The 11216-nt window shown below is 70.4% G+C and carries 14 protein-coding genes; 5 read left to right on the top strand and 9 right to left on the bottom strand.

Annotated elements, in window-relative coordinates; all coding sequences use genetic code 11:
* The first annotated feature begins 11 nt into the window (after nucleotides 1-11).
* Nucleotides 12-434, top strand: coding sequence for a YqaA family protein (locus AC3A57_RS06705; protein ID WP_487578407.1), 423 nt, complete (start codon nucleotides 12-14; stop codon nucleotides 432-434).
* Nucleotides 435-455: 21 nt separating this feature from the next.
* On the opposite strand, the gene AC3A57_RS06700 is transcribed toward AC3A57_RS06705, so the two are convergent.
* Both AC3A57_RS06700 and AC3A57_RS06695 read right to left on the bottom strand, forming a co-directional pair.
* A complete protein-coding gene (locus AC3A57_RS06700) occupies nucleotides 456-806 on the bottom strand; it encodes a hypothetical protein (protein WP_221672270.1) in 351 nt (116 codons plus the stop codon).
* 50 nt (nucleotides 807-856) lie between these two features.
* Nucleotides 857-1087 (bottom strand): DUF4287 domain-containing protein, encoded by a 231-nt coding sequence (locus AC3A57_RS06695; RefSeq protein WP_221672271.1) that lies wholly within the window; start codon nucleotides 1085-1087, stop codon nucleotides 857-859.
* A 162-nt stretch (nucleotides 1088-1249) separates the two neighbouring features.
* On the opposite strand from AC3A57_RS06695, the gene AC3A57_RS06690 reads away from it, so the two are divergent.
* Both AC3A57_RS06690 and AC3A57_RS06685 read left to right on the top strand, forming a co-directional pair.
* Entirely contained in the window at nucleotides 1250-2170 is a 921-nt protein-coding gene (locus AC3A57_RS06690; RefSeq protein WP_487578178.1) for a M14 family metallopeptidase, read from the top strand.
* Entirely contained in the window at nucleotides 2170-2691 is a 522-nt protein-coding gene (locus tag AC3A57_RS06685; RefSeq protein WP_487578177.1) for a SecDF P1 head subdomain-containing protein, read from the top strand. Before AC3A57_RS06690 ends, AC3A57_RS06685 begins: the two co-directional genes overlap by 1 nt.
* 30 nt (nucleotides 2692-2721) lie before the next feature.
* Here AC3A57_RS06685 and AC3A57_RS06680 read toward each other — a convergent pair whose 3' ends face one another.
* The 3 genes from AC3A57_RS06680 to AC3A57_RS06670 all read right to left on the bottom strand — a co-directional run bounded on the left by AC3A57_RS06680 (nucleotide 2722) and on the right by AC3A57_RS06670 (nucleotide 6043).
* Entirely contained in the window at nucleotides 2722-3102 is a 381-nt protein-coding gene (locus tag AC3A57_RS06680; RefSeq protein WP_487578176.1) for a hypothetical protein, read from the bottom strand.
* Nucleotides 3103-3114: 12 nt separating this feature from the next.
* Nucleotides 3115-4752: a tyrosinase family protein gene (locus AC3A57_RS06675; protein WP_487578175.1), complete on the bottom strand. Its 1638-nt coding sequence runs from the start codon at nucleotides 4750-4752 to the stop codon at nucleotides 3115-3117.
* Between the two features lie 379 nt (nucleotides 4753-5131).
* The gene (locus AC3A57_RS06670) at nucleotides 5132-6043 is read right to left on the bottom strand and encodes a hypothetical protein (RefSeq protein WP_487578174.1); all 912 of its coding nucleotides are present in this window, start codon (nucleotides 6041-6043) and stop codon (nucleotides 5132-5134) included.
* Nucleotides 6044-6232: 189 nt separating this feature from the next.
* Between AC3A57_RS06670 and AC3A57_RS06665 the strand changes: the two genes are divergently transcribed.
* Nucleotides 6233-6607 (top strand): YciI family protein, encoded by a 375-nt coding sequence (locus AC3A57_RS06665; protein WP_487578173.1) that lies wholly within the window; start codon nucleotides 6233-6235, stop codon nucleotides 6605-6607.
* A 49-nt stretch (nucleotides 6608-6656) separates the two neighbouring features.
* On the opposite strand, the gene AC3A57_RS06660 is transcribed toward AC3A57_RS06665, so the two are convergent.
* The 3 genes from AC3A57_RS06660 to phaZ7 form a co-directional block, all read right to left on the bottom strand.
* Nucleotides 6657-7013 carry a hypothetical protein gene (locus AC3A57_RS06660; RefSeq protein WP_487578172.1) on the bottom strand — a complete coding sequence of 119 codons (357 nt, stop codon included), beginning with the start codon at nucleotides 7011-7013 and terminating at the stop codon, nucleotides 6657-6659.
* Between the two features lie 296 nt (nucleotides 7014-7309).
* Nucleotides 7310-7666 carry a hypothetical protein gene (locus tag AC3A57_RS06655; protein ID WP_487578171.1) on the bottom strand — a complete coding sequence of 119 codons (357 nt, stop codon included), beginning with the start codon at nucleotides 7664-7666 and terminating at the stop codon, nucleotides 7310-7312.
* Nucleotides 7667-7781: 115 nt separating this feature from the next.
* Nucleotides 7782-8960 carry an extracellular native short-chain-length polyhydroxyalkanoate depolymerase PhaZ7 gene (gene phaZ7, locus AC3A57_RS06650; protein WP_487578170.1) on the bottom strand — a complete coding sequence of 393 codons (1179 nt, stop codon included), beginning with the start codon at nucleotides 8958-8960 and terminating at the stop codon, nucleotides 7782-7784.
* Between the two features lie 308 nt (nucleotides 8961-9268).
* On the opposite strand from phaZ7, the gene AC3A57_RS06645 reads away from it, so the two are divergent.
* Complete coding sequence (locus AC3A57_RS06645; protein WP_487578169.1) at nucleotides 9269-10513, top strand: hypothetical protein; 1245 nt, start codon at nucleotides 9269-9271, stop codon at nucleotides 10511-10513.
* 46 nt (nucleotides 10514-10559) lie between these two features.
* Here AC3A57_RS06645 and AC3A57_RS06640 read toward each other — a convergent pair whose 3' ends face one another.
* Complete coding sequence (locus AC3A57_RS06640; RefSeq protein ID WP_487578168.1) at nucleotides 10560-11066, bottom strand: hypothetical protein; 507 nt, start codon at nucleotides 11064-11066, stop codon at nucleotides 10560-10562.
* Between the last annotated feature and the right edge of the window lie 150 nt (nucleotides 11067-11216).

Below are 11216 nucleotides of genomic sequence, written 5' to 3'. Positions count from 1 at the left end.
TGTTCGCGGACATGGTTTACCTGGGCCTGTTCGTGGCGGCGTTCGTCGCCGCCACCTTGCTGCCGGCGCAATCGGAAGGCGTGCTGGCCGGCCTGGTCGTCGCCGGCCACACGCCGCTATGGCTGGTGCCGACGGCCAGCGTCGGCAACGTGCTCGGCTCGCTGCTCAATTGGTGGTTGGGCCGCGAGGCGATGCGCTTCAGCGACCGGCGCTGGTTTCCGGTCAGGCCGGCGGCGCTGGCCCGTGCCCGCGCCTGGTACGGCCGCTACGGCCGCTGGAGCTTGCTGCTGAGCTGGATGCCGGTGATCGGCGACCCGCTGACCCTGGCCGCCGGAATGATGCGCGAGCCGTTGCGGGTGTTCCTGCCGTTGGTCGCCCTGGCCAAGACCGCGCGCTACGCGCTGGTGGCGGCGGTGGCCGCTCGGTACGCGTAGAGCGCGGGATGGCGCGGACGGTTACATTCCCGGAATCGGCAAGCACTCCATCACCTCGACTCCGTCGCCGGGGAAGATGGTGAAGTGCGGATGGTTCTCGAACAGCTTGGCCGCGGCCGCGTGCGACTCGGCCTGGACTACGGTGTAGCCGGCCAGCGCGTTGCGGATGTCGGCGATGCCGTCCTTGGAGATGCGCTTGGTCTTGCCGAGCGGGCCGCCGTGGTCGACGATGATGTCGGCATGGGTCTGCACCCATTGTTCCCAGGCCTGCATGCCGGCCTGGTCGCGCTCGGCGCGGGTCTGCGGGTCGAGCTTCTGCCAGGCGTCCATCGAGCCGGGCGTGCCGGTGAAGATGGCGACGAACTTCTTCATGGGGAATTCCTTGAGGATGAGGCGGGCGCGGCCCGCAGGGGAGGAGCGACTCAGCGGTCGCCTTCTTTCTTCATGCCCTTGAGCAAGGCGACGATGGCCATGCCGTGGCCCTGGCCGAGCTCGAAGTCCTGTTTCAGCCAGGCCAGCACCTGGCCGGCCTTGACCCCGGGCCGCAGGCCCTTGGCGTCGCTATAGCCTTTCTTCGCCGCCAGGGCGCGGAAGTCGGCCGGGCTCTTGCCGGTCTTGGTCTGGATGTTGTCGAGATAGGCCTGGAAGGACATGGATGACTCCTGATCGAAAGGGCCGGCGGGGCCGGATGGGCGCTGTCATCTCAAGCGACGAACCGGCGCGGCCCGGATCGACACGGTCCGGGAAAAAAATTTCGCCCCGGACCGGGGTGCTAAAATGCCGGCCTTTCGGACCCTGCCAGAGCGAGCGCCGCGATGACCGCCCCAGCCTTCTATCCGATCGGTACGCCCGGCCGCCCCTGGGGCGCGGAGGAGGTCGCGCAATGGCGCGCGCGCCAGGTCCGCCATCGCAGCTATGCCGACGATGTGCTGAGCGCGATCGAAGGCCTGCGCGAGCGTTTCGAGGTGGTCGAATACGGCCGCCTGGACTACGCCCCCGACGCCTATCCGCTGTTCGCGGTCAAGAGCCGCGACTGGGACGCAAGCCTGCCGGTGGCGCTGGTGACCGGCGGCGTGCACGGCTACGAGACCAGCGGCGTGCACGGCGCGCTGCGGTTCCTCGACCGGCATGCCGCCGATTACGCCGGCCGCGCCAACCTGCTGGTCGCGCCCTGCATCAGCCCCTGGGCCTACGAGCGCATCCACCGCTGGAACGTCGATGCGATCGATCCCAACCGCTCGTTCCGCGAGAACAGCCCGGCGCAGGAATCGGCGGCGCTGTTGCGCCTGGTCGCGCCGGTGCGGGCGCAGGTGCTGCTGCACATCGACCTGCACGAGACCACCGACAGCGACGAATCCGAGTTCCGTCCGGCGCTGGCCGCGCGCGACGGCAAGCCGTTCGAGCCCGGCGAGATCCCCGACGGCTTCTATCTGGTCGGCGACACCGACAATCCGCAGCCGGAGTTCCAGCAGGCGGTGATCGCCGCGGTCGAGCAGGTCACCCATATCGCGCCGCCGGACGCCCAGGGCGAGATCATCGGCTCGCCGGTGGTCGCCCACGGCGTGATCAATTACCCGGTCAAGCAGCTCGGCCTGTGCGCCGGCATCACCGACGCGCGCTACACCACCACCACCGAGGTCTATCCGGACAGCCCGCGCGCCACGCCGGAACAGTGCAACGCCGCGCAGGCGGCGGCGGTGTGCGCGGCGATCGACTTCGCCCTGGCCCGGCAGTGATGCCGGTGCGCCGGGGCCGCTGCGCCTTGGCGCTGGCCCTGGCCGTCTCGGCGCTGGGCTGCGCCCATCGCACGACGACCGACGCGTCTTCGCCCGAGGCCGCGGCCGTGGGCCGGCCAGTGCAGGGCGATGTCGCGTTCTATCTCGAGGCCGAAACGGACCGGGCCGGCGCATTGAAGCTGGCGATGCTCCATCCGGTCGACGGCGCGCCGGTCGAAGTGAGCCTGCAGCCGCAGCCGATCGTCGCGCGCGGCGAGGTCGCCACGGTGGCGATGGTGGCCGAAGACGACGGTTTCGCCGCGCTGGATCTGCGGCTCGACCCGGCCGGCGCGCAGCGTTTGCGCCAGGTCACCGCCGACAATGTCGGCAAGCGCATGGCCGTGGTCGCCGCCGGCCGCGTGCTGACCGTGGCCACGGTGATGGGCGAGATCGGCGACGGCAAGGTGCGCGTCGCCGGCCTGAACTTCGCCGATGCGCAGACGCTGTACCGCCGGCTCAGCGAAGCGGCGCCGGCGCGCTGAGCCTCCAGTCGGCACGCAGGCGGCCCGCGTTCAACGTCCCATGACCACCCGCAGGCCGCGTACCTCGCTGTCATCCGGCCGCCGCGGCGCGTCGCCGGCGCGGGTCACGCGCAGGCGCACGCGCACCCGGCCGTCGCGCACCGCGTAGGCGGGCAGGGGCACGGCGTAGGTGCCCGCGTCGCGCCCGGGGCCGATGCCGTGCGGCGAAATCACCCCCAGCGGCCGTCCGGACTCGGTGCTCAGTTCGATCTCATGGCCCGAGCCGAGGCGGCCGACCTGCACCTCCAGGAACACCGATTCGCCGATGTCGCGCGGGCGCGGCAGGGTCACAGTGGCGACGTCTCCCGGCGCCGCGCAGCCGCCTTGCCCGACCAGCAAGAGCAAGACCAAGGCTGCGCCGGCCCGGGACACGTCCGGCTCCGCTCAGTCGCCCGGGACGATCGACAAGGCCTTCACCGCGACCGGCTCGGCGCGCTGCGAGGTCGAGGTCACCAGGCGGATGCTCAGCTGCGCGCTGTCTCCTTCGAGCTGGGTGAAGGCGCGCAGCGTCTTGGGCAGCGGCACGGCGAAGGTCGAAGCATGCGACATGCCGGCCATGGTCGGGCCGAAGAAGGCGATGGTGCCGGCGTAGTACGGGCTGTCGGCATCGACCTGCTGCACGTCCGCCGGGGCGTTCACCAGCACATCGAACTCGCGCGCCGCGCTGTCCGGACGGTCCAGGCTGATCTCGGCGAACAAGGCGGCGGGCCGCGCCTGCTCCAGATGGCGCCGGACCAGCGCGGCCGGCACCGTCGCGGTCGAAACCCCGGCCTGCACGCTGCCCCTGATCGGCGCTGCCGGCGCCGAGGCCGTCGACCGGACGCTGACCAAGGACTGCTCGGCGCTGCCGTAGCCCGGGCCGTAGTCGTAGTCGAACACGGCCGTGCTGACGTAGTCGCCGGCCTTGCGCGGGCCGACGTAGTTGCCGTCGCCGTCGACGTAGAACAGGAACGGCTCCTGCAGGAACGGTTGCAGATCGTCGCCGGTCGGCAGGATCGGCCCGCCGGCGGCGAGTTGCCGGCGCGTCCACACGTCCCACAAGCGGTCCATGTTGGAGTGATGGAGGTAGAAGATCGGGTCCACCGGCGACAGGAAATTGGTCATGTTGCCGTAGGGGCCCGGGTCGACCGCGGCGACGCCGCCGATGCAGTTGTGCACCTTGTTGTGCGGGTAGTGCTCCAGGGTCGAGAACTGGGTCGCCCCGTCCGGCATGATCAGATGCGATTCGGTCTTGGTGCTGGTGAAGCTGCGGCTGATCACCGGGTCGTAGTAGACCGTCGGGCTGAGCCCGGAGTTGATCACGAACGGCGAGACGTCGTACGAGGTCTTGGCGTCGAGGTGGGGGTTGGCGCGCGACAGGTAGCGCGCGCCGCAGGTGATGGCGAAGGCCATGTTGCCGGAAATGCCGTATTTCTGCTGCGCGTCGTAACCGGTGACGCCGGCCCACATCGTGTCGAAGGAGGTGTAGCCGCGCCCCGCCAATTGCTTGAGCTGGGCCGACGACAGCGAGTTCCAGTACCTCCGCATCGCCTGCTCGCAGAAGTCGGTGAACTTCTTCAGATTGCCGGTGTACGGCGCATAAGCGCCGTCGGTGGGGCTGAGCACGCCGTCGAACATCCCGGCGGGGATTTCCCGGTGCCGGGTCCAGTCCCAGAACGGCATGGCGAAGTTCGGGTCGCCGCTGTACTTGCGGATGGTGCGCTCGAAATAGCCGACATAGCCGCGGTGCCAGACATAGAACCACCAGTTGCCGTGCGGGCAGTCGAGGAAGTGGACGAACGCGTTGCGGAACCAGTTGTGCGGGTGATCGGCCGGAAGCTTGAGCATCGCCTCGACGCCGCGGGCGTAGCTGGCCAGCATCTTCTGACCTTCGGCGGTGTTGACGTCGACGCGGCGATAGCGGGCGCGCGCCGGCGGCGCGCCGAGGTCGCCGGACGACGCCAGCGCGGAACCGAACGGCAACATCGTTCCGCCCAGCGCGGTCGCGGCGGTGGTCAGAAAATCGCGGCGTGAATAGCGCATCCTGCTGTTCTCCGGGGTCGATGGAATGTCCGGCCCGCGATGCCGGCCCCGCAGCGGACGCCGCGAGCGTCGGCCGCTTTCGCGAGCAGCGTTCTCAGCGGATAACGCGGGCGCCTGCCGGCGACGGACAAGAAACGGCGGCCGCGATCGCAACTGTCGGCGCAGTCACAGATGCGGCGCGATGCAATGCATCGAATCGGCGGTGAGGAAAGGAGAAGGTCGAGCGGTTTCGTCGTGCAGCCGGTCGCCGGCGATCGCGATGGCGCCGGTTTCGTCGTCTTGCAGGGAGCCAGCCGACGCGATGGCGCGCTGGCCCGATCGGAACTCGCCTGGGCGTAGGAGCGGATTGCCGTCGGCGACCGCGCTTTGCCCCCTGAGATCAGTAGAACGCGACGCCCGGCCGCAGCACCAGTTGGAACAGCGCCAGCAAGGCCGCCACGGCCAGCGCCAGGCGCAGGGTCGAAGCCGGCGCAACCGCATCGCCGCGGGCCTTCGCATCGGCGACGCGCCAGGCGCCGGCCTGGATCCAGACCAAGCCGAACAGCGCCACCCAGGCCGGCAACAACGCGACCTCGATCCACTCGCGCGGCACCCGGAAGGGCAGGGTCAGGAGCGTGCCGAGCAGGGCCGGCAGGGTCGCGCACAGGAATACGAAGCGGGTGCGTGCGCCGGGCCCGGCGATGCGCTCGGGCGCGTCGGCCAGCGCCAGCAGCGGACGCAGCAAGGACAGCGCGGCCAGCGGAATCGCCGCCAGCGCCAATGCGGCGGCGATCAGCCGGGTCGCAGGGCTCCATTGCAGATAGCCCATCGCCATGCCCAGATCGCTGCCGGCGCTGAGCGCGCCGATCGCGACCTGCGGCAAGGCCATCAACCAGCCGCAATACGCCATCCAGACCAGGAACAGGCGCAGGTGGGTCCCGCCGCGCGCATCCCGCAGGCGCCAGGCGCAGACGCAGGCGACGATCGCGGTGGCGACCGCGCCGCCGCCCTGGAACAGCGCGGCCAACGGGTGCTCGCCCTGCCAGGCGTGGTTGTTGTGGAACAGGGTCGGGCGCAGCCCGGGCGTCAGCGCCTTGGGCAGGACCAGGAACAGCTCCTGGATGAAGAAGGTCAGGTTGAAGGCCAGGGTGTAGAGCAGGGCCGAGTTCAGACTCAGCCGCCAGTTCCAGGGCAACGCCGCCGCCGCCGAGCGGGCGGCGCCGCGCGAACGCAGTGCCCCGGCCAGGGCCAACAGGGCCGGTCCGACCACCAACACGCCGCCGGCCATTGCGGCGATCGCAGATCCGAGCATGCGCCAACGTCCCTTGCCGCGTCATCGCGTCGGCGCACTATAGCGGGGTCCGCGTAGCGGCGATTCGGCCATCGCAAAATAATCGCGAGCGAATGTCGATTCGGGCGCAGCGGGTTCGTCGTGGTTGCAAGCGCGCGGTTCAGCGCCGGAACCGTTCCGGCGCCCGCGCCCGCCACGAGGAGTCGGCAGATGCGTTTTCTATCCATGATCCGGATCGACGAGAGCCTGAACCAGGCGCCCAGCGAGCGTCTGCTGAGCGATATGCAACAACTGATGCAGGAAATGACCCGCAACGGGACCCTGATCGCCACCGCCGGCCTGACCCCCAGCGCCGACGGCGTGCGCCTGCGTCTGCGCGGCGGCAGGATCACCGCGACCGACGGCCCGTTCACCGAGGCCAAGGAAGTGATCGGCGGCTACGCCCTGTTCGAGGCGGCGTCGAAGGACGAGGCGGTCGCGATCGGCCGCCGCTTCCTGGAGGTGCACGGCGAGGGCTGGGATATCGAGTGCGAGGTGCGACCGCTGCAGGACGAGGGCTGCGGGCGGGTCGACTGCGCGGAATGAGCCCAGGCCGAGCGCCGCCTGCCGCCGCGGCGAGCGCGATGCCGTCGGTTCAGGGGTGATAGGCGGGGTTCGGCGGCTCGGCCGGCACCAACGCGACCACCGCCGCGGTGGTCTGCGTCTGCCAGCCGTTCACGCCGCTGATCCAGGCGTTGCCTGCGATCTGGGTCCAGATTCCCTGGCCGGCGCTCCATTTGTAGTGGACATGCGCGCGCACCGTGATCTTGTCGGTCTGATTGGGAACGTCGACATCCGTCCATTGCACGGTGAGGGTGTACTGGTATCCACGGGCAGCCCATGCCTTCTTCGGGACCGCCGCGAAGATCGGATTGGGAGCGTAGGGCGGCGGGTTGTTCAGCAGCTGCGTCGCCGCGGCTTGTTTTTCCAGATCGGAAGAGGGAACGCTCATGACGGCCTCGGAAAGGGGAACCGGTTGCGGTCGACCGCAACCGGTCCCGCCATCCGCAGTAACGTCGCGGCGGTTCGGCGTGTGAATTGAATCCGGCGGTCCGGCGCCGCCGGCCCACGCTCAGCGATTGCGCGCCGCTTCCTGGAGGCGCACGGCGACGGCTGCGGCATCGAATGCGAGACGCGGCCGTTGCAGGACGAGGGCGCGGGCTGAGGCCGGTCGACTGCGCGGCATGAGCGCAAGCAAGACTCGCCGCCGCGTCCGCCTGCGGCGAGGACGAACGCGGCGTCGTCGGTTCAGGGGTGATAGTCCGGATCCGGCGGCAGGGCCGGCACCAGCGCGATCACCGCCGCGGTGGTCGGCGTAGTCCAGTCGGGCAGGCCGCCGATCCCGGCGTCGCCGGCGATCCGGGTCCATGTCCGCTGTCCCGCGTCCCAGGCGTAGTGAACGCGGGCATGGACCGTGATCCAGTCGGCTTGATCGGGCACGAAGACATCCGTCCACTGCACGGTGAGGGCGTACTGGTAGCCGCGCTCGGCCCAGGCCGCAGCCGGAACCATCGCGAAGATCGGATCCGGCGCGTAGGGCGGCGGGTCGTCCAGCAGTTGCGTCGCTGCGGCCTGCTTCTCCTGATCGGAGGAAAGAACGCTCATGACGGCCTCGTAAGGGGGAACCGGCTGCGGCGGACCACAGCTCCGGTCACGCAATCGGCGGTAAGTCCGTTGCCGCCCGGAGCGCGAATCCGGCGATCCGCGCCCGCGCCCGCGCTCAGCGATTGACCGCCGGCCCGTTGACGCCCGCATAGCCGTTGGCGCAGCCGCTGGTGCAGGTGGTGGCGAGCATGTTGTAGACGATCCGGCCGGCGTTGGACTTGGAGCGGAAATGCCCCACGCCCTGGCTGGTGTCGCCGCCGCCGGCATTGTACGGGCTGCCGTCGTTCCAGTCCCAGTCGTAGGCGTAGGCGCTGTTGCCGGCGCCGATGTCGACCTGGGCCTTGACGTTGCCGCCGGCGTTGAACAGCGCGCCGCCGCTGCAGCCGGCGGCGTAGCTGGTGGTGAAGCAGTGCACCTGATCGTACAGGCCGGCGGTGATGGTGTAGAAGGCGATCGAGCCGTAGGTCTGCGGCATCGCCCGCAGGCTGTTGCTGCCGTCGCCGGTCCAGCGGTTGTAGCCGTAGTAGGGCACACCGCTGCTGGGGTAGAGGCCGAAGGTGTAGTAGTCGTACGGGTAGACGTAGGCCTCGGCGTTGCAGGTCGGCGCGTACGCCGATTGGTAGCCGGTGCTCAGGCAGGTGCGCAGGCCGCGCAGGCCGCCGGCGATGTTGACGAAGCGGCGCACGCTGGCCTGATAGCCGTAGTACTTCAGCATCGCCAGGCTCATCGACGAGCCCAGCGAGTGCGAGACGATGTCGACCTGGCTGCGGCCGGTGTAGGCCTTCACCTTGTCGATGAAGGTCTTGAGGATCTGGTACTTGGCTGGCTCGTGATAGTTGTATTGCGGCGCGCCGCGCTCCTCGGCGTCGAGGTAGCTGACGCCGAACAGCTCGCAGTCGTTGTAGCCACGCGCCTTGAGCTCGTCGTAGACCGAATGCGCCGGCGTCGCGTAGCCCGATACCGCCGAAGGCGGCATGTCGAAGCTCAGCGCGCTGTCGCCGTTGCCGTGCACGAACACCACCGGGGTGCGGGTGGCGATGCAGTCGCCGCCGCCGAAGCCGCCGCTGCCGACGCCGGGCGCGAAGCCGCCGGCGTACTGGCTGGCCGTGCCCTGGCAGGTATAGCCGTTGTGGCTGCCGCAATCCAGGGCCGCGGCCGGCGATGCCGACAGGCCGAGCAGGACCAAGGCCAGGCCGGCCGCGCTCAGCGGCGCCGGGATGAGGCCGGCGAATCGCCAGCGGCGCGAACTGGCCGATGCAGGCGCGGATGCAGGCGTGGATGCAGTGCGGAACATGAGCCCTCCCCAGGGTGGTCGGTACGACGACGGAACCGCGGATCCGGCGATGGTGGCCCCGCGCTTCGCCGCGGCGGTATTGCACTTATGGGCGATGCGGCCGCGTTCGGCGCCGGTCGTCGCGGCGGCGCATGGTCGCGACTGTGACCCAGCCGGCAATTCGGCCCGGCCGGCTCGCATAAGGTGCGCACGGTGCGCCGCCGTCCCGGCGCCTGCGACGGCCCCGTCGCAGGGTCGGTGCGCGGCGTCGCCGAGATCGCCGCGCGCCGCGCCTGCCGGCCGCACTTCCCCCAGCCACGAGAGTCCACATGCGCATCAAACGATCACCAGCCCGCCTGGCGGGCGCCTTGTTCGCCGCTGTGCTGTTGCCCGCATCCGTCGCCCAGGCCGCCAACCAGTATTGCGACAACGACCGCGACCCGGGGCAGTACCCCGACTGCGGCAACGTCGCGGGAGCCGGCTTCTACTACCGCAGCGGCCAGCCCGGCGACTACCACGGCGACGACCGCCTCTCGACCACCCAATCCAGCAGCTACGGCTGGGTGTTCCTGGGGCCGGTCGCCGCCGGCCATCACTACGCTTATCTGGCCAACTACGCCTTCACCGACCCGCGCGCCGAGTACCAGGCCTGGGACCTGGGCAACGGCTTCTACTCCATCGGCTACGTCAACCAGAACACCGCGCCCAGCGGCTGGAACTACGTCGGCTACGGCACCAGCGGCGCCTTGTACGTGCGTCGCAGCAGCGGCAGCGGCGCCACCGGCGCCGACGCCGTGCAGCGTCAGTACCCGGGCCTGAGCGCCAAGGCGGTGTCGCCGCTGACCCCGGCGCCGGCCGGCCTGTGCCCGAGCCTGGGCCTGCGCGATCCGGCCCTGGCCGAATTGCAGAACACGATGCTCGACGCCGCGCGCCGCTACCGCGATGCCGCCGGCTCGTTCGCGATCGCGTTCAAGAACAACGGCCAGCGCGAGCGGATCGATTTCGAAGTCTCGCCGGCGCGGCGCAGCAGCTACGTGCGCATCGCCGCGGCGAACGGTCGGGTCAGCGAACACTATGCCGACGCGCAGTCGCAAACGACGCTGTGGCCGGGGCAGTCGGCGTATCGCTCGAGCCGGCGCGCGGTCGCGCCGGACGCGCAAACCACGGCTGTCGCCCATGCCTATCGCAACATCGCCTGCCAGGCGGTGTACGCGCAGCAGCCCGACGCCAGCGGCGCGATCGGCGCCGCCGACGTGCTGGCGCCGGCCAACTACGCCTTCTGGCTGTCGGATACGGACAGCCGGATCCTCGGCCGGCCTTTGTTGCTGGGCCGCGAGACCGTGCTGGTCGAAGGCCGTCACGACGAGGCGATGGCGCGCAAGCTCGGCGCGCAACGCTACCGCATGTGGGTCGACGCGGCGACCGGGATCCTGCTCAAGCTCGAAGGCCGCAACGCGCGCGGCGGCCGCGCCTACCTGATCGAAGTCGATCGCCTGCGCCTGGACCGCGGCCTGTCGCCGCGGGCCCGGCCGGCGGTTCCGAAAGCCTGGACCGACCTGGCCGCACGCCCCTGAGACTGCGCGCCCGGCGCGGCATCGGCGCCGCGCCGGAGCGCGAGGCTCAGTACATCCGCCCGGTGGCGCCGGCGCCGTTGAGCGCGTTGTAGAACAGCACCCCGCCGGGCGAGGACACGACCCGGTTCCAGCCGGTGGCGAAGGCGCCGGCCGGGTAGGAGGTCACGGTGGTGTGGTTGCCCGCGCTGTCGAAGCGGCCGATCGCGCCGGCGCCGTTGGCGGCGTTGTAGTACAACACGCCGTTCGGCGTCTGCACGATGCTGGTCCAACCGGTGGCGAACGAGCCGGCCGGCCAGGTACGGACGGTCGCATGATTGCCGTTGGCTTCGATCCGGCCCAGCGCGGCGGAGCCGTTCTGGGCGTTGTAGTAGAACAACCCGGCCGAGGTGTCGGCCACGATGCTCCAGCCGGTCGCGAACGAACCGGCCGGCCAAGTCTGCAGGGTGACGAAGGATTGAGCCTGCGCCGTCGCGGTCGCGGCGGCGAAGGCGAGCGGAACCAGCAACATCGACCAAGGACAGCGCTTGCGCGCGCAACGACGAGCGAGGGTCATGGCAGCTTTCCTGGGGAAGGGCGCGCCGGTCGCGGCAGCGCGCGTCCGGCGGCGCGTTCCGGACGCGGGGCGGGGCGATGCGGAATCCGCGCGTTGCAAAGTGCGTCGGCGGCGGTGCCGCGCTTTCTTGTAGCCGAGCCGGCGCGCGGT

It is taken from the genome of Lysobacter sp. Soil_C_15 (genome assembly GCF_057657315.1).
Note: the sequence above shows the minus strand (reverse complement) of the source record. Positions and strands in the feature narration are given on the sequence as shown.